This window comes from Streptomyces sp. NPDC050619 (assembly GCF_040654815.1).
Taxonomy (GTDB): domain Bacteria; phylum Actinomycetota; class Actinomycetes; order Streptomycetales; family Streptomycetaceae; genus Streptomyces.
Genome location: NZ_JBFAIR010000021.1, coordinates 54,344 through 71,229, shown reverse-complemented (window position 1 = coordinate 71,229; position 16,886 = coordinate 54,344). Strand labels below are relative to the sequence as shown.

Genomic DNA, 16,886 nt, shown 5'->3' with positions numbered 1-16,886 from the left:
GTGCAAGCGCATTCAATAGCTCCATGCCGCCTGATGGGGGACCCATGACCCGCCGCTTCCTGTTCGTTCTCGGCAGCAGCCGCACCGAGAGCAACACCGAAATGCTGGCCCGCAGGGCCGCCGAGCAGCTCCCCGGAGATGTCGAGCAGGAGTGGATCAGCCTCGCGGAGCATCCGCTGCCGGACTTCGTGGACCTGCGACACGACAGTGATCATGTCCGCCCGACTGAGGGCAACGTGGCACGACTGCTGGACGCGACGCTCGCGGCGACGGACATCGTGATCGTGTCGCCGCTGTACTGGTACTCCCTCCCCGCCCCCGTCAAGCGCTACCTGGACTTCTGGGCGGGCTGGCTGCGCACCCCGGGCGTGGACTTCAAGGCGACGCTGGCCGGGCGGACGCTCTGGGGCGTCACCGTGCTCGCCCACGAGGAAGAGGAGGTCGCCGACCCACTGGTCGGGACACTCAACAACTCGGCCGCGTACATGGGCATGCGCTTCGGCGGGGTGCTGCTCGGCAACGGCAGCAAGCCCGGTGACGTACTGAAGCACACCGAGGCACTGAACCGCGCCAAGACGTTCTTCGCCCGGCAGGCGCCGCTCGCGCGCTTCCCCTACGACAACTAAGATAACTAGAACAACTGAGACAACTAGGGCAAATGGGGCAACTAGGACCCCACATCCTTCGCCGTGAACCGCGCCCAGGCCGCCGCGCCGAACACCGCCGCGTACAGGGACTGGATGCCGAGGTTCTTCAGCAGGTCGTCCCAGTACACCGGGTCGCGCATGAGGTCGGCGAAGGACAGCCAGTAGTGGGAGAAGAAGTACGGCTGGATGGCGTGGAGCTGGGGGATCTGGTCGAGGATCTGGATCGTGATCAGCAGGCCCACAGTCGTCGCCATGGCCGCGATGCCGCTGCTGGTCAGGGTCGAGACGAACAGGCCCAGGGCCGCCACGCCCACCAGTGACGCGGCGACGATCAGGGCGATCAGCACGGCCCGCCCCAGACCCTCCTCGAAGCTGATCCGCGTGCCGGAGATGGTCGTCAGCTCACCGAGTGGGAAGAGCAGCGCTCCGACCGTCAGCGCCGAGACCGCGACCACGAGCGTGGCCACCAGGCAGAAGGCCATCACGGTCGCGTACTTGGTGAGCAGCAGGCGGCTGCGGCCGGCGGGGGCGACCAAGAGGTAGCGCAGGGTGCCCGCGCCCGCCTCGCCGGCGATCGAGTCGCCCGCGATGACGCCGATCGCCATCGGCAGGAAGAACGGGAGGGTCGCGGCCAGCGCGGTGAAGACCAGGAACAGGCCATTGTTGGTGATCTGCGAGATGAACGCCGGGCCCTGCCCGCCTCCGCCGCCGGGCGACGAGCCGTCGCTCGTCTCGATCTTCACCGCGATCCCGACCAGGATCGGCACGGCGGCCAGGACACCGAGGAGCGCGAGCGTGCGCCAGCGCCGGAAGGTGGTCAGCAACTCGCTGCGGAACAGCCCGAACGTCCACAACAGGCTGGGCTTACGGGGGCCTTCACGCGAGCCTTGATCAAGAACTTCAGCCCGCGACATCGAACCCCTCCCCCGTGAGCGCCACGAACGCGTCCTCCAGAGAGGGCCGTTCGACCCCGAAGCCGCGGACGCGGACACCGGCCTTCACCAGCGCGGCGTTCAGGTCGGCGAGATCGCGGTCCGGGGGTTCGCCCGACACCTGGTCCTCGGCCACCACGACATCCCCGACCCCCTGCTCCTTCAGCACCCGTGCCGCCTCACCCGCGTCCGGCGTCGTCACGACGAGCCGGCCGCGTACCCCCGCCGCCAGGTCCGCCACCGGTCCCTGGGTGATCAGGCGGCCCCGTGCCATCACCGCCACGTGCGTACACACCTGCTCGATCTCGTCGAGCAGGTGGGAGGAGAGGAAGACGGTCGTGCCGTCCGAAGCCAACTCCCGGATCAGGGAGCGGATTTCGCGCATGCCCTGCGGGTCGAGGCCGTTGGTCGGCTCGTCCAGGACGAGCAGTTTGCGCGGCTGGAGCAGCGCGGCCGCGAGGCCGAGCCGCTGCTTCATGCCGAGCGAGTACGCCTTCGCCTTCTTGCCCGCGGCTGCCGCGAGACCCACCCGGTCCAGCGCCGCCGCGACGCGGGTACGCCGGGTGCGCGGGTCGGCGGTCGGGTCGGCGGCGTCGTACCGCAGCAGGTTCTCGCGGCCGGAGAGGAAGCCGTACAGGGCGGGCCCCTCGATCAGCGCGCCCACGTGCGGCAGTACGGCGCGTGTCGAGCGCGGCATGGGACGGCCCAGTACGCGGGCCGACCCGGAGGTGGGCTCGATGAGCCCCATCAGCATGCGGATGGTGGTGGTCTTGCCGGAGCCGTTCGGGCCGAGGAAGCCGAAGACGCTGCCCACCGGGACGGTCAGGTCGAGACCGTCGACGGCGAGCTGCCCGCCGCGGTAGCGCTTGGTGAGCGCGCGGGTGGTGATGACGCTGTCGTCATCTGTCCCACCCGCACCCATCGGCCCGGGCTCCGGCTCCGGATCCGGCTCCGTGGCGGACGGTTCGCCCATCGGCTTCCTCGATTCCTCGTACGCGTACGGCACTCATCGCATGTGCGTACGGTACTTACTGCCCCGCGTTCGCCGCCTTCACCAGGGCGTCCTTGCTGACGGCGCCGACGTAGAGCTTGCCGTCGTCCGTCATCAGGGCGTTGACCAGGCGGGTGGAGAAGACCGTGCCGGAGCCGAACTTGCCGGTCACCTTGTCGCCGAGCGAGTCTATGAAGCCGCCCAGGTCGCCGCCGGCCGCGGAGCCGGTCGGCATGCCCTCGCCGCCGGTGTCGAAGGTGGCGACGGAGTTCCAGCCTTCGCCGATGACCTTCAGACCGTCCAGACCGTCCAGACCGTCAAGTCCGTCGTGGCCCTTGCCGAGGTCCCCCTCGGACTTCGCGCCTGCCCTGTCGTGCTCGACATCCCCGCCCTCGGTGATCTTCGCGCCCTTGGGCGGCGTGAAGTCGAAGGTCGACGCGGCCGGCTTCGCGAAGCTGACCTGGGTGAAGCCCGCGTCGATCACGGCGGCGCCGCCGCTCGCCGGGGTCAGCGTGAACTTCAGCGGCATCCCGGTCTTCGCGTCCACGGCCACGGTGATCGCGCCGACCGTGGAACCGGAGTCCTTGGGCTTGATGACGAGGCGGTAGGAGTCCCGGCCGGCGACCTGCGCGGTGCCGTCGACGGTCACGGAGGTCGTGTCGTCGACCGCCTTGAGGGCCTCCTCGGTGAGGTCCTTGGGCGTGGCGGGGACGTCTTCCTTCGCTTCCTTGCCGGAGCGGCCGGAGCGGTCGGAGCCACCGGAGCTGTCCGCACTGTCGGAGCCGGTCGCGTGGTAGACCTCGTTCGACTTGCTGTCGTAGCCCCAGACGTCCTTGCCGCTGTGGATCACGCTGTACTCGGCGGCGTTCTCCATCAGCGAGAGCTTCTGCTTGTCCGGGCCGTCGGCCGCGACGCGCAGGGTGTGCGTGCCGGACGCCAGTTCGGTGAGCTTGCTGGTGGGGTCCGCGGACGATCCCTCGCCCGACTTCATGGCGCCGGAGGTCAGGCTGCTCTCCAGACCGCCCAGGTCGGGCAGCCCCAGATCCGTGGTGATCTTCACCGTGCCGGACAGCTGCTGCACGTCCGACGCGGCGATCTTCTCGATGAGTTGCTGTGCGCTGACCTTCGGCAGGTCGGGGTCGCCGGAGTCGGCGAGGGCGGGGACGAGCCCGATGGTCGCCGCCGCCACCCCCACCACCGCGACCGGGACGACGTACCGCGCGGCCTTGCGCCGGCCCGCGTATCGGTCGTCGGCCTCCGCGGCGGTCGCGCTGTCGGTCGTGCTGTCGTCGGATTCGTTCGGTGCCATGTGGTTCTTACCTCCGTCGTCGGCGGCGGCCTTTCAACTCCCCTGTGTCCACCCCGTAGCCGCCATTCTCACCCGAATCGGTGAGGAGTGGTGTTTTCCCGCTGTCTCCATCTGACCAAATCGGCCACCGGAATTCGTCAACCCCCGGGCTCAACTCCGCGTACACCTGCGGTATGACACACGAAGGCGGCGCCTCCCCCGACCCGTAAGGGTTGTCCGGCAGGCGCCGCCCCGACGCGCTCGTTTTTCAGGGACCAAAGAACCTTCAGGAACCTTCAGGAACCGATGAACACGTAGTCCGCCTGGTACGGCACGCCGACGATCGTGCCCGGCGAGCAGGAGCCGGCCGGGGCGACGCCGCCGACGGTATTCAGCCGCAGGATCTCCGCGGTGTCGGCGAGCAGTCCGCGCTGCTTGCCGGACTGGGTGGCCCTGAGGTCCAGTTCGGGGATGTTCTTGTCCCCGTTCGGGGACTTGGTGAGCACCGACCCGGTGACCGCGCTGCCGTCGGGCGCGATCCACCGCGGCGTACCGGAGTTGGGCTGCACGAAGGAGTGCGCGATGCCGCCGGCGAGTACGGCGCTGACGTCCCGCTGCGCGAAGGCGTAGCCGCCGCCCTCGGCCGGCTTGCACTCGTAGATCTGCTTGCCCTTGATGACGGACGCCTGGAAGTTGTCGAGCGCGTCGCGGAAGTCGAAGGAGGCGACGGTGACCGGGTGGAGCTGGCCGCGGACGGCACCGCCCGGGAACTCGGCCGTGTGCAGGTTGGCGTAGAAGGAGCCGGGTTCGGACTTCAGCGCGTCGAGCAGCGCCGTGTCCTTGACCTTGACGGTTCCGGTGAGGCTGCGGTCCTTGCTGCTGGAGCTCTTGGCGCTCTTCGCGCTCTTTGCGTCGAGCAGCTTGGTGAAGTCGACCTTGACGTCGCCGTTGGCGCCCTTGGCGCCCTGGTGGAGGTGGAGGGCGGTCGGCTTGCCGGTGCCGCGCCACTGCACGGCGACAGACACCGTGTCCCCCTCGACCTTGACGAATTCCAGCGCGGCTCCGTCCTGGTCGCCGACGGCCGGGCCGCCCTGCACGGGCACCTCGCCCGCGCCCTGGAGGCTCGCGGCGAGAAGGGTGACGCTTTCGGCGGCGTGGTCCGGGTGGGCGTACGCCGGGGCCACCCCGGCGGCGATACCGGCGAGGGCGGTCAACCCGGCGCTGGTGACGAGCAGTCTCTGGCGGCGCTTCGACGACGTCGTGTTCATGCCCATGATGGTGGTGTCTCCCCGTGTCTCCCGTACGTCAGCCAACGCCCGCCGCGTCTGCTTCTGGGCATGGATACGGGGCACATCTCGGTTTGGATCAGTTCAACCGTGTGGCATGGGTCACATCTCGCAGGATGGCCGCTCGCTGGATGGGCGCTCCCGGTATGGGTCAGCCCGCTCGGTGGATGGGCGCTCCCGGTACAGGTCAGCCCGCCCGGTGGATGGGCACCCCCACTCCAGGCCACCCCCACCCGGTGAATGGTCCCCCCGCTACAGGTCACCCCGCCCGCTGAATGGGCACCCCACTACAGGCCACCCGCCCGGTGGATGGGCACCCCCACTCCAGGCCACCCCGCCCCCTAAACGAACGCCCCCAGTACAGCTCACCCCGCCCGATGCACCACCGCATCGCACATCTCCATCAGCGCCAGCTTCGCATCGCAGTCCCGCAGCGGGGCAAGCGCGGACCGCGCGTCCTCGGCGTAGCGGACGGTGTCCTTGCGGGCCTGCTCCAGTGCGGGATGCGCCCGCAGCCCGGCCAGCGCCTCCTCGAGCCGCGCGTCCTCGCCCAGGTCGGAGTCCAGCAGCTCGCACAGCGCGATGTCCTCGGCCAGCCCCAGCCGGGCCGCCCGCTCCCGCAGCCGCAGCACCGGCAGCGTGGGAATGCCCTCGCGCAGATCCGTGCCCGGCGTCTTCCCGGACTCGTGCGAGTCGGAGGCGATGTCCAGGACGTCGTCGGCCAACTGGAAGGCGACGCCAAGACGCTCGCCGTACTGGGTCAGCACGTCGATCACCGTCTCGTCGGCGCCCGACATCATCGCGCCGAAGCGGCACGACACCGCCACCAGCGACCCCGTCTTGCCGGCCAGGACATCGAGGTAGTGCTCGACCGGGTCGCGCCCGTCCGTCGGCCCCGCCGTCTCCAGGATCTGACCGGTGACCAGCCGTTCGAACGCCTCCGCCTGAACCCGCACCGCCTCCGGCCCGAGGTCGGCCAGTATGTGCGAGGCGCGGGCGAACAGGAAGTCACCCGTGAGGACGGCGACCGAGTTGCCCCAGCGGGCGTTGGCGCTGTCGACCCCGCGCCGCACGGCGGCCTCGTCCATCACGTCGTCGTGGTACAGGGTCGCCAGGTGGGTCAGCTCCACCACCACCGCCGACGGCACGATCCCCGGCGCATACGGATCCCCGAACTGGGCAGAGAGCATCACAAGCAACGGCCGGAAGCGCTTTCCACCCGCCCGCACCAGGTGTTGGGCGGCCTGGGTGATGAAGGGAACCTCACTCTTGGTGGCTTCGAGCAGTCCCTCCTCGACAGCCGCCAATCCGGCCTGGACATCGGCTTCCAGAGCCTGGTCCCGCACGCTCAGCCCGAACGGCCCGACGACGGTCACGAGGGGTCTCCTGTCTGCTGGTGTCTACTGGCGATTACACGGTTTGTCGATAGGTCGCTGCCATCACTCAAGTCAGCGTATCCGGTCAAGTTTCGATCACCGATAGCGCCCGCCCGTGCAGCTCGGGCGGTATCGGATCACTCCCGGTATGTTTTTGATCACTTGATATGAACTGATATCTACCGACTTACACGGAAGCAGCAGAGATTGTCCGAGATCGACGTCGATGCCACGGCCGAGAACCGGCCACCGTCCCCCGACGACGACCACGCCTTCTTCGGCCAGCCCAAAGGCCTGCTCACCCTCTCCGGTCTCGAGGTCTGGGAACGCTTCTCGTTCCTCGGTATGCAGGCCATCCTCGTCCTCTATTTCGCCGACACGGTGGCGCACGGCGGCCTGGGCATGTCGGCCGGAACCGCCGCCTCCGTCTCCGCCGCCTACGGCACCCTCGTCTACCTCGTGTCCGTCGCCGGCGGCTGGCTCGCCGACCGCATCCTCGGCTCGTACCGCGCGGTGCTGTGGGGCGGGATCCTGATCGCCTGCGGCCACTACTCCATGGCCGTACCCACCGCCGCGACGACCTGGACCGGCCTGGGCCTGATCAGCGCGGGCACGGGTCTGCTCAAGCCCAACGCGGCCACCATGGTCGGCAAGCTCTACGCCACCGACGACGACCGCCGCGACGCCGGTTTCGCGCTCTACTACATGGCGATCAACATCGGCGCCTTCGCGGGCCCGCTGATCACCGGCTGGCTCGGCGACCACCAGGGCTGGCACTGGGGCTTCTCGGCGGCGGCGATCGGCATGACGCTGGGCCTGGCCCAGTACGTCCTGGGCCGCCGCCACCTGGCCGGGCGGGGACACGCGGCGGAGTTCGCCCTCGCGCCGGAGGCGATGCGCGGGGCCGTCCGCCTGATCATCGCGGGGATCGCCGCCACCGCGCTCATCGCGACGGCCCTCGCCGCCGCCGGCCCGCTCACCATGGACCGCTTCGTCGATCTGCTCACCCTCGTCTCGGTGGTCGCCCCGGTCGTCTACTTCACGGTGATGTTCATGAGCCCCCGGGTGACGCCCGGGGAACGCGGCCGGCTGCGCCCGTACATCGTCCTCTTTCTCGCCTCCACCGTCTTCAACTTCATCCTCTTCCAGGCGTACTCGACGATGATGCTGCTGGCCGCGTCGAACGCCGAGACGACGATCCTCGGCTTCGACTTCCCCGCCAGTTGGTACGCCTCCGCCCTGGGCGCCTTCGAGGTCGGCCTCGCGCCCGTGGTCGCCGCGCTCTGGGTCCGCATGGGCCGCGGCCAGCCGCACGCCTCGAACAAGATCGCGATCGGGGTCGTCCTCGGCGGTCTGTCGTTCCTGCTGATGGCCCTGCCGACGTCCGGACACGCCTCCGGCGACTACCTGATGTCCGCCTGGTGGATCGTCGGCTCCTACCTCCTGCTCGGGCTCGGCGACATCCTCCTGGAGACCTCCGGCATGTCGGCCACGACCAAGCTCGCCCCGGCCGCCTTCTCCAGCCAGACCATGTCCCTGTGGTTCCTGTCCCTGGCCCTGGCGAACGGCATCCAGGCCCAGACGGTGAAGCTCTACGACGACGTCTCCCAGCAGGCCTACTTCGGCGTCAACGGCGCGGTCGCGATAGCCGCGGGCCTGGCCGTGATGGCGGCCGCGCCCTGGCTGCGCCGCACGATGCACCCGGTCCATTGAGGCCACCCCGATGAGCTTCTGTCGCACCCGGTTCACTGAGGTCACCCCGACGGGCATCCGCCGCACCCGGCCCACTGAGGTCACCCCGCTGAACATCCGCGCACCCGGTCCACTGAGGTCACCCCGATGAGCATCCGCATCCGTACGTCCTTCCCCTACGAGACGACCCACGAGGACCTCCGCATCCCGCTCCCGGACGGGACACTCCTCTACGCGCGCGTGTGGCGCCCCCTGACGGACGAACCCGTGCCCGCGCTCCTCGAGTACCTGCCGTACCGTCTGACCGACTGGACCGCGCCCCGCGACTGGCAACGCCATCCCTGGTACGCCGGGCACGGCTACGCCTCCGTCCGGGTGGATGTCCGCGGGCACGGCAACAGCGAGGGCGTGCCGACGGACGAGTACTCGGCGACGGAACTGGCCGACGGGGTCGAGGTGGTGAACTGGCTGGCGGCCCAGCCGTGGTGCGACGGCAAGGTCGGCATGTTCGGCATCTCCTGGGGCGGCTTCAACTCCCTCCAGATCGCGGCCCTCGCGCCCGAGCCGCTCAAGGCGATCGTCACGGTCTGCTCCACCGACGATCGCTATGACAACGACGTGCACTACATGGGAGGTTCCGTCCTCGCGGTGGACATGCACGCCTGGGCGGCCACCATGCTCGCCTTCGTCTGCCGCCCGCCGGACCCGCGGTACGCCGGCGCGGCCTGGCGGGAGCTGTGGCTGGAGCGCCTGGAGGAAGTGGAGCCCCTCGTCCACACCTGGCTGGACCACCAGACCCGGGACCGCTACTGGCGCCACGGCAGCGCCTGCGAGGACTACGGCGCGATCGACGCCGCCGTCCTGGCGGTGGGCGGCTGGCACGACCCGTACCGCGACACGGTGCTCCGCCTGGTCGAGCACCTGCTGGCCGACCGCGTCCGCGGCCTGATCGGCCCCTGGTCCCACCAGTACCCCGACCGCGGCCTGCCGCCCGGCCCGGCCATCGGCTTCCTCCAGGAGACCCTGCGCTGGTGGGACCACTGGCTGAAGGGAACCGACTCAGGCGCGATGCGGGAACCCCTCCTGCGTGCGTACGTCAGCGACTCGCACCCCCCGGCGACGGTGTACGACACGCTGCCCGGCCGCTGGGTCGGCGAACCGGCCTGGCCCTCCCCCAACGTCAGGACCGTCTCGTACGACCTCCAGGGCGCCCCCCTTCTCATCCGCTCGCCGCAGCACACGGGCCTCGACGCGGGCCGCTTCTTCCCCTTCGGCAACGACGCCGATCTGCCGCCCGACCAGCGGGAGGAGGACGCGCGGTCGGAGTGCTTCGAGTTCGAAGTGGGCGAGGAGACCTGGGTGTTGGGGCGGCCGAGGGTGCGGCTGCGGCTGACCTCCGAGGTGCCGCGCGGCCAGGTGGTCGCCCGCGTGTGCGACGTGGCCCCGGACGGCTCGTCGACCCTCGTCACCCGGGGCGTGCTGAACCTGTCGGCGCGGCAGGGCCGGGACAAGGCGGTGCCGTGGGCGCCGGGGAGCACGGAGGACGTCGAGTTCGAGCTGAACGGCATCGGCCACGTCTTCCCGGCCGGGCACCGCATCCGGCTCGCCGTCTCCTCGGCGTACTGGCCGTGGATCTGGCCGCAGCCCGACTCGGCGGCGGGCTGCACGCTGGATCCGACCGGGAGCTTCCTGGAACTCCCGGTACGGACAGGGGAGTTCGCCTCGGACATCTCCTTCGAGGACCCGGAGCAGTCCGAACCGCTGGGCGTGAGCTACCCGGCCACCCTCGACGAGCCCCGCCCCGAACGGCTGGTCGTGCGCGATGTGGCCAAGGGCGAGTGGCGGCTGGAGGTCGATCCGCGCTACGGCGGCACGCGGGTGTATCCCGACGGTCTGGAGTTCACCGAGGAGGCGCTGGAGACGTACACGATCAACGAGTCGGACCCCCTGTCGGCGCGCACCCACTCGGACTGGTCGATCCGGCTGCACCGGCCGGAACTGGCCTGGGACACGACAGTCCGCACCAGCTCGACCATCACCTGCGACGAATCGTCCTTTTTCGCCGCCAACGAGGTGATTTGCACGGACGGTGGCGAGGTGGTCTTCCACCGAACCTGGGAGAAGCAGATCCCACGGACGGCCGGTTGACGACGAGTTGAGCACAATGCCCGATTTGCCACTCTTGTGCAGGCCAGTGAGTTGGGTCACTCGCTCCCCGCGCGCACCCCTCTGTCACGCCTTTGCGTTTCGCCTTGCATCGAACGCCAGTTGAGCCTTGCAACAGCAAAGGATCAAGCACCCCAAATGACTCCGTCCAAGGTCAACAGGGGTCTTATGTGAATCCAGCACTTGTTCCGGACATGTGCTCTCGCATACGTTCCCGGCCTGTCGGGCGGACGCCTAATCCTGCCGCCGCCCGGACCGAGACTCATCGACGAAGACACTCGCACGGCAGGAGCGGGGGACCCAGGTAAGTCGCCGGGCCGGACGGCACATGTCGCACCGGAACGGCTGGGGGTGAAGTCGCGTCCGTCAGGGCGCGGCCGGGCAGCTCCCGCCCGAACCCGACAGCTCACCTCGTAGGCGCCGGAGAGGAACAGAGCCATGGCCGCACGAGGTAAGCACCGCCGCCCCAGAACCCGCCCGCTCACCCGAGGCATCGTCGCAGTCGGAACCGGCACCGTCGCCCTCGCCCTCCCGCTGCTGAGCGCGACCACCGCGAGCGCCGCGGCGCCGGCCGCGGCCCCCGCCGCAGCGCAGGCCGTAGCGCAGGTCAAGTCCGTCACGTACACCGCGGTCAAGGGCGACACGCTCTACGGCATCGCGGACAAGTACGACACGCCCGGCGGCTGGCGACAGCTCTACAAGGACAACCGCAAGGCCGTCGGCGACGACCCCCGGCTGATCCACCAGGGTCTCAAGCTGACGGTCAGGACGACGAAGACGACCTCGGCGCCCGCCAAGAAGCCCGCCCAGTCCGTCACCAAGACCACCCAGGCCACCCAGGCCTCCGTCAAGACGTACGCGAACAACCTCGACGGCTGGATCCGCCAGGCGATGGACATCATGGCGCAGAAGGGAATCCCCGGCTCGTACGACGGCATTTACCGCAACATCATGCGCGAGTCCTCGGGCAACCCCAACGCCATCAACAACTGGGACTCCAACGCCGCCGCAGGCACCCCGTCCAAGGGCCTGCTCCAGACCATCGACCCGACCTTCCAGGCGTACCACGTGGCCGGCACGTCGTTCGACCCGTACGACCCGGTCGCGAACATCGCCGCGGCCTGCAACTACGCGGCCGCGCGGTACGGCTCGATCGACAACGTCTTCGGGGCGTACTGAGCCTGCCTTACCGCCGCGGAAACAGTCTCTCGAGGACGACGGCGATGCCGTCGTCCTCGTTCGACGAGGTGATCTCGTCGGCCACGGCCTTGAGTTCGGGGTGGGCGTTGGCCATCGCGACGCCGTGGGCCGCCCAGTCGAACATGGGGATGTCGTTGGGCATGTCCCCGAAGGCGATGGTCTGTTCGGGGCCCAGCCCCAGGTGCTCGGCGGCCAGCGCCAGACCCGTCGCCTTGGTGATGCCGCATGGCTGGAGTTCGACGGTCCCGGGCCCCGACATGGTGACCGTGGCGAGGGAACCGACCACTCCGCGCGCCGTCGCGGCCAACTCGTCGTCGGACAGGTCGGGATGGCGCAGCAGCACCTTGCTGATGGGCTCGCCCCACAGGTCGTCGCGCCGGTCCACGCGTACGGCGGGCAGGGTCGGGTGCGGCATCAGATAGCCGGGCTCGATGAGGGTGAGCCCGTCGACGCCGTCCTGGTCGACGGCCGCGTACACCTGGCCCAGCTCGGCCTCGATCTTGCCGAGCGCGGTCTCGGCCAGCTCCCGGTCCAGGGTGACCGACCACAGCAGACGGCCGGCGCCGGCGTCGTAGACCTGCGCGCCCTGCCCGCACACCGCGAGCCCCGTGCTGCCCAGGTCGTCGAGGAGCGGCCGCACTCTGGGTGCCGGGCGGCCGGTCACCACGAGGTGCCGGGCACCGGCCGCCGCCACCCGCGCGAGCGCGGCGAGGGACCGGTCGGACAGCGTGTCGTCGGCTCTGAGCAGCGTGCCGTCCAGGTCGGTGGCGATGAGTGAATACGCGGTGGGTGCGGCCATGATCAGAGAATACGGATGGAACGCCCCGCCGACTCGACGCGAACCGGACGGCTGTTTCCTACACATGCGTTGACACCTGCTCCGGTTACGACGACACCTGCTCCGGTCACGACGCTCGTCGCCCTCACGCGGAGTCCCGTACGACCAGTTCCGTCGGGAGTATCACTCCCGCGGTGTCCTCCCCCGCGATCTGGGCGATCAGCATGCGGACCATCTCGGCGCTGATGCGGTCGTAGGGCTGGCGCATGGTGGTGAGGGCCGGGGTGATGGCGGTGGCCGCGGCCGAGTCGTCGAAGCCGCCGACAGCGATGTCGTCCGGGACGGAACGCCCGGCCTGTTGCAGGGCGTTGACCACTCCCTGGGCCATGAGGTCGGAGGCGACGAACACCGCGTCCAGGTCGGGGGCCCGCTCCAGCAGGAGGCGGGCCGCCTGCTCGCCGCCGGTGCGGCGGTAGTCGCCCTCCGCCACCAGTGCCGGGTCGTGGGGCAGGCCCGCCTCGGCGAGCACCTCGCGGTAGCCGGCCAGGCGGTCGGTGCCGCCCGGGGTGTCGAGCGGTCCGGTGATCATGCCGATGCGGCGGCGGCCGACGGCGATGAGGTGGCGGACCATCTCCCGGGCGCCGTCCCGGTCGTCGGCCGCCACGTAACTCACCCTGGAGCCGAGGCCCATGGGCTTGCCGCAGGCCACCAACGGCATCCCGGCGGCACGCAGTTCGGCGGCGACCGGGTCCCCGCTGTGGCTGGAGACCAGCAGCACGCCGTCGACGTGGCCCGAGGTGATGTACCGGGTCAGCCGGCGCCGGTCGTCGTCGGTGGCGGCGAGCATCAGCAGCAGCGGGATGTCGTGCCGGGCGAGGTGCTCGGTGCACCCGCGCAGCAGCACATTGAAGTTGGGGTCCTCGAAGAACTTCTCCTGCGGTTCGGTGAGGAGGAAGGCGACCGAGTCCGAACGTCCCGTACTCAGGCTGCGGGCGTGCCGGTTGACCACGTACCCGGTCTTCCTGATGGCGGCCTCCACCGACCGGCGGGCGGCCGGCGAGACGTAGTGGCCGCCGTTCAGGAAGCGGGAGACGGTGCCCCGCGACACGCCCGCCTCCCGCGCCACGTCGTGAATGGTGGGCGGTTTGCGGCGTCCGTTCGCGCTGGTGGTCATGTTCCTCGTTCGTGACGGTGCTCGGTAATCGGTGCTCAGTAACGGCAATTGATAGCAATTGGCAGTAATTGATGGCAATTACCTCAGGCCTTGACCGAGCCGCTCAGCAGGTCCAGGGACCAGAACCGCTGGATCACCAGGAAGAGCGCGACCAGCGGGACGATCGCGAGCAGACACCCGGTGATGACCAGGGTGTAGAGGGCGGGCTGCGAGGCGCCCTGCTGGAGCAGGGTGTAGAGCCCGAGGGTGATCGGGAACTTGGTGTCGTCGGCCAGCATCACGTACGGCAGCAGGAAGTTGTTCCAGATGGCGACGAACTGGAAGAGGAACACCGTGATCAGGCCCGGCATCATCATCGGTACGGCGATCCGGGAGAAGATCCGCCACTCGCTCGCCCCGTCCATGCGGGCGGCCTCCATGAGTTCGGCGGGCACCGAGGCGGCCGCGTAGATGCGGACCAGGTAGACGCCGTACGGGGAGAGGATCGAGGGCAGCAGCATCGACCAGTACGAGTCGGCCATGCCGATCTTCGACAGCAGCAGGTACTGCGGGACGGCCAACACGATGCTCGGCACCAGGACGCCGGCCAGGATCATCTTGAAGATGAACTCCCGCCCGCGGAAGGAGTACCGGCCCAGCGCGTATCCGCCGGCCGCGGAGACCCCGGCGGACAGCAGGGCGCCGGCGCCCGCGTAGAAGGCGGAGTTGGCCATCCACGTCCAGTAGATGCCGTCCCGGTAGTCGGTCAGGTCCTTGAGGTTGTCGAGGAAGCCGGTGCCCGGGGCGAAGGTGAAGGTCGAGAACAGCTCCGACCGGTCCTTGGTCGCCGCGAAGACCACCCAGGCCACGGGAACCAGGCAGTACAGCGCGCCGAGGATCAGCACGAGCGTGGGGACCCAGGCGGTGCGCCGCGCTCGGGCGGGCTTGCCGGTGACGTCGGCGGTGAGCGTGAGGGGGGTCATGCCCGGTCCTCCCCGGTGTAGCGGTCGGAGATACGCAGCAGAGTGAAGGAGAGGACGAACGTGGCCAGGGCCAGGACGACCGCGGTGGCGGAGGCGCCGTAGATGTCGGACTTCAGGAAGGCGCTGTCGTAGATGGCCATCAGCGGACTCCAGGTCGTGGAGAGGCCGTTGGTCAGCGGCTTCAGAGCCATCGGCTCGGTGAAGACCTGGAGGGTGGCGATCACCGAGAAGAAGAAGGTGAGCACCAGCGAGGGCGCCACGATCGGGATCTTGATCCGGAGGGCGATCTTGAGGTCGGACGCCCCGTCGATCTTCGCCGCCTCGTAGATCTCCTGCGGGATCGCCCTGAGCGCGGTGTAGATGACGATCATGTTGAAGCCGGTGCCGCCCCAGACCGCGATGTTCGCGAAGGAGAGGTAGAGGTTGCCCCCGTCGAACAGGTCCGGCTGCGGCAGGTCGAACTTGTTCAGCAGGTAGTAGAAGGGGCTGACGTCCGGCAGGTAGAGGAAGCCCCACATCAGGGCGGCGATGATGCCGGGCACCGCGTACGGCAGGAAGATCGCCAGCCGCGCGAACTTCGCGCTGCGCGCCTGCGGAGTGTCGAGCATGAGCGCGAAGACCAGCGCCAGGCCGAGCATGGTCGGAATGACGATGAGGCCGTAGCCGAAGGCGCGGAGCACGCTGTGGCCGAACTCGGAGTCCTGGAGGACATCGGTGTAGTTGCCGAAGCCGTTCCAGACCTGTTCGCGGGCGCCCTTGCCGAGGCCGATCCCCTTGACCTTGACCTTGTGGAGGCTGAGCCAGATCGCGTACCCGATGGGGACCACGGTGAAGGCGGCGAACAAGGTCAGGGTCGGCACCAGGAACCAGTACGGTGCGCTGCGGCCACGGCGGTGGGGGCGGCTGGGGCGGACGGACTGGGCGGTGCCGGTGCCGTCCGCCAAGGGCCCGGCCGCGGTGCGGTCGGAGCCCTTGAGCGGAGTGCTGGTCATGCCTCGGTCACCTCGAAGCCCTGCTTCTTCATGTCGTCGAAGGTCTTCGACTGCATGGTGCTGAGGGCGGAGACGAACTGTGCCTCCTTCTTCGCCTTGGTGGCCTTGCCGAACTGGTCCTGGAAGGTGGTGTATGCGGTCTGGACGTTCGGGCCCCAGGCGGAGGCGGCCGTGGTCGCGGCGATCTCGGCGGCCGTGGTGTAGAAGTCCTTCTGGTTCGGGAAGAACGCGGGCGTGGTGAGGACGTCGCCGGACTGTCCCTTCGCGGCCGCCGGGTAGACGCCGGCCTCCTTGACCAGGGCGGCCAGCGCCTCCGGGTCGGTGTTGATCCAGCGGGCGAACTTGGCGGCGGCCTCGGTGTGCTTGGAGTCGGTGGAGACACCGGTGGAGGAACCGCCCCAGCTGCCGGTGACGTTCTCGCCCGCCTTCCACTGCGGCAGCGGGGCCATGCGCCACTTGCCCTCGGTGTCGGGCGCGGAGCTGACCAGCACGCCCGGCGCCCACACGGCGGAGACCCAGGCGATGTGGGTGCCCTTGTTCAGGGCGTTGTTCCAGGCCGGGGTGTACATCGGCTGATTGTCGATGACGCCCTCCTGCACCAGGCCGCCCCAGAACTCGGCGACCTTCTTGGTGCCGGCGTCGTCGATGGCGACGGACCACTTGCCGCTGCCGTCGACGGTCCACCACTTGCCGCCGGCCTGCTGGGCGAGGCCCGCGAACAGGCCGGGGTCGTTGGCGGAGAAGGTGGTCAAGTAGGCGTCCGGGAGGGCCTTCTTGGCGGCGCGGGCGACCTCGGCGAACTCCGTCCACGTCTTGGGGACGCTGAGTCCGTGCTTCTTGAAGAGGTCCTCGCGGTAGTAGAACATCAGCGGCCCGGCGTCCTGCGGGATCCCGTAGACCGCGTCGGTGCCGAGGGTGACCATGCCCCACAGGCCCTCGGAGAACTCGGACTTGGTGTCGCCGGCGTACTTGGATATGTCGGCCAGGACGTCGTTGGAGACCAGGGTCGGCAGGGCCTGGTACTCGGCCTGGATCAGGTCGGGCGCATTGCCGGCCTTCTTCGCGGTGATCAGCTTGGAGACGATCTCGCCACCGCTGGCCTGCTTGGAGACGGTGACCGTGATGTCCGGGTTCTTCTTGTTCCAGATCGCGGCGACCTTCTCCATGTTCGGCGCCCACGACCAGTAGGTCAGCTTGACCGGCCCGCTGCTCTCGCCGGAGTCGTCGTCGTCGGAACCGCCGCAGGCGGCGAGGGTGCTGGTGAGACCGAGGGCTGTGGCCCCGGCAAGAATGCTGCGCCTGCTGATCTGGCGGCGGTGGATCGACATCTTCATCTCCCCTGACTGAGAACGAGCCCGCCTCGGAACGTCTCGCGTTCGCGGCGACCGCCGTGGGGGGAGGG

14 protein-coding genes and 1 riboswitch are annotated in these 16,886 nt (G+C 69.3%); of the genes, 4 read left to right on the top strand and 10 right to left on the bottom strand.

Annotation, left to right across the window (positions count from 1 at the left end; genetic code table 11):
• Positions 1-44 precede the first annotated feature (44 nt).
• The gene (locus AB0I77_RS30765) at positions 45-626 is read left to right on the top strand and encodes an NAD(P)H-dependent oxidoreductase (protein ID WP_363285993.1); all 582 of its coding nucleotides are present in this window, start codon (positions 45-47) and stop codon (positions 624-626) included.
• Between the two features lie 41 nt (positions 627-667).
• Here AB0I77_RS30765 and AB0I77_RS30760 read toward each other — a convergent pair whose 3' ends face one another.
• The 5 genes from AB0I77_RS30760 to AB0I77_RS30740 all read right to left on the bottom strand — a co-directional run bounded on the left by AB0I77_RS30760 (position 668) and on the right by AB0I77_RS30740 (position 6,520).
• The gene (locus AB0I77_RS30760) at positions 668-1,561 is read right to left on the bottom strand and encodes an ABC transporter permease (RefSeq protein WP_363285992.1); all 894 of its coding nucleotides are present in this window, start codon (positions 1,559-1,561) and stop codon (positions 668-670) included.
• Positions 1,548-2,552, bottom strand: coding sequence for an ABC transporter ATP-binding protein (locus tag AB0I77_RS30755; RefSeq protein WP_363285991.1), 1,005 nt, complete (start codon positions 2,550-2,552; stop codon positions 1,548-1,550). The genes AB0I77_RS30760 and AB0I77_RS30755 overlap by 14 nt, the downstream gene beginning before the upstream one ends.
• A gap of 55 nt (positions 2,553-2,607) precedes the next feature.
• The gene (locus AB0I77_RS30750; protein ID WP_363285990.1) at positions 2,608-3,879 is read right to left on the bottom strand and encodes a DUF2092 domain-containing protein; all 1,272 of its coding nucleotides are present in this window, start codon (positions 3,877-3,879) and stop codon (positions 2,608-2,610) included.
• A gap of 275 nt (positions 3,880-4,154) precedes the next feature.
• Positions 4,155-5,126: a CHRD domain-containing protein gene (locus AB0I77_RS30745; RefSeq protein ID WP_363285989.1), complete on the bottom strand. Its 972-nt coding sequence runs from the start codon at positions 5,124-5,126 to the stop codon at positions 4,155-4,157.
• Between the two features lie 383 nt (positions 5,127-5,509).
• Complete coding sequence (locus AB0I77_RS30740) at positions 5,510-6,520, bottom strand: polyprenyl synthetase family protein (protein ID WP_363285988.1); 1,011 nt, start codon at positions 6,518-6,520, stop codon at positions 5,510-5,512.
• Between the two features lie 216 nt (positions 6,521-6,736).
• Here AB0I77_RS30740 and AB0I77_RS30735 point away from each other — a divergent pair, with 216 nt between their 5' ends.
• From AB0I77_RS30735 to AB0I77_RS30725, 3 genes are all read left to right on the top strand, one after another.
• The gene (locus AB0I77_RS30735; protein ID WP_363286094.1) at positions 6,737-8,233 is read left to right on the top strand and encodes a peptide MFS transporter; all 1,497 of its coding nucleotides are present in this window, start codon (positions 6,737-6,739) and stop codon (positions 8,231-8,233) included.
• 132 nt (positions 8,234-8,365) lie between these two features.
• Positions 8,366-10,360, top strand: coding sequence for a CocE/NonD family hydrolase (locus AB0I77_RS30730; RefSeq protein WP_363286093.1), 1,995 nt, complete (start codon positions 8,366-8,368; stop codon positions 10,358-10,360).
• A 274-nt stretch (positions 10,361-10,634) separates the two neighbouring features.
• Positions 10,635-10,811: riboswitch (cyclic di-AMP (ydaO/yuaA leader) on the top strand.
• A 5-nt stretch (positions 10,812-10,816) separates the two neighbouring features.
• The gene (locus AB0I77_RS30725) at positions 10,817-11,557 is read left to right on the top strand and encodes a LysM peptidoglycan-binding domain-containing protein (RefSeq protein WP_363285987.1); all 741 of its coding nucleotides are present in this window, start codon (positions 10,817-10,819) and stop codon (positions 11,555-11,557) included.
• A 7-nt stretch (positions 11,558-11,564) separates the two neighbouring features.
• Here the strand turns inward: AB0I77_RS30725 and AB0I77_RS30720 are convergent, their stop codons facing one another.
• The 5 genes from AB0I77_RS30720 to AB0I77_RS30700 all read right to left on the bottom strand — a co-directional run bounded on the left by AB0I77_RS30720 (position 11,565) and on the right by AB0I77_RS30700 (position 16,818).
• On the bottom strand, positions 11,565-12,377 hold the full coding sequence (locus AB0I77_RS30720) for an HAD family hydrolase (protein ID WP_363285986.1): 813 nt from the start codon (positions 12,375-12,377) through the stop codon (positions 11,565-11,567).
• 124 nt (positions 12,378-12,501) lie between these two features.
• A complete protein-coding gene (locus AB0I77_RS30715; RefSeq protein WP_363285985.1) occupies positions 12,502-13,530 on the bottom strand; it encodes a LacI family DNA-binding transcriptional regulator in 1,029 nt (342 codons plus the stop codon).
• An 83-nt stretch (positions 13,531-13,613) separates the two neighbouring features.
• The gene (locus AB0I77_RS30710; protein ID WP_363285984.1) at positions 13,614-14,492 is read right to left on the bottom strand and encodes a carbohydrate ABC transporter permease; all 879 of its coding nucleotides are present in this window, start codon (positions 14,490-14,492) and stop codon (positions 13,614-13,616) included.
• Positions 14,489-15,484, bottom strand: coding sequence for a sugar ABC transporter permease (locus AB0I77_RS30705; RefSeq protein ID WP_363285983.1), 996 nt, complete (start codon positions 15,482-15,484; stop codon positions 14,489-14,491). The genes AB0I77_RS30710 and AB0I77_RS30705 overlap by 4 nt, the downstream gene beginning before the upstream one ends.
• Positions 15,481-16,818 (bottom strand): sugar ABC transporter substrate-binding protein, encoded by a 1,338-nt coding sequence (locus AB0I77_RS30700; RefSeq protein WP_363285982.1) that lies wholly within the window; start codon positions 16,816-16,818, stop codon positions 15,481-15,483. Before AB0I77_RS30700 ends, AB0I77_RS30705 begins: the two co-directional genes overlap by 4 nt.
• Positions 16,819-16,886 lie beyond the last annotated feature (68 nt).

Excerpts from the sequence above, each read along its gene's own strand:
- AB0I77_RS30750 (WP_363285990.1), bottom strand. The coding sequence starts at position 3,879 with ATGGCACCGAACGAATCCGACGACAGCACGACCGACAGCGCGACCGCC.
- AB0I77_RS30760 (WP_363285992.1), bottom strand. The coding sequence starts at position 1,561 with ATGTCGCGGGCTGAAGTTCTTGATCAAGGCTCGCGTGAAGGCCCCCGT.
- AB0I77_RS30765 (WP_363285993.1), top strand. The coding sequence starts at position 45 with ATGACCCGCCGCTTCCTGTTCGTTCTCGGCAGCAGCCGCACCGAGAGC.
- AB0I77_RS30715 (WP_363285985.1), bottom strand. The coding sequence starts at position 13,530 with ATGACCACCAGCGCGAACGGACGCCGCAAACCGCCCACCATTCACGAC.
- AB0I77_RS30745 (WP_363285989.1), bottom strand. The coding sequence starts at position 5,126 with ATGAACACGACGTCGTCGAAGCGCCGCCAGAGACTGCTCGTCACCAGC.
- AB0I77_RS30725 (WP_363285987.1), top strand. The coding sequence starts at position 10,817 with ATGGCCGCACGAGGTAAGCACCGCCGCCCCAGAACCCGCCCGCTCACC.
- AB0I77_RS30710 (WP_363285984.1), bottom strand. The coding sequence starts at position 14,492 with ATGACCCCCCTCACGCTCACCGCCGACGTCACCGGCAAGCCCGCCCGA.
- AB0I77_RS30705 (WP_363285983.1), bottom strand. The coding sequence starts at position 15,484 with ATGACCAGCACTCCGCTCAAGGGCTCCGACCGCACCGCGGCCGGGCCC.
- AB0I77_RS30720 (WP_363285986.1), bottom strand. The coding sequence starts at position 12,377 with ATGGCCGCACCCACCGCGTATTCACTCATCGCCACCGACCTGGACGGC.
- AB0I77_RS30755 (WP_363285991.1), bottom strand. The coding sequence starts at position 2,552 with ATGGGCGAACCGTCCGCCACGGAGCCGGATCCGGAGCCGGAGCCCGGG.
- AB0I77_RS30700 (WP_363285982.1), bottom strand. The coding sequence starts at position 16,818 with ATGAAGATGTCGATCCACCGCCGCCAGATCAGCAGGCGCAGCATTCTT.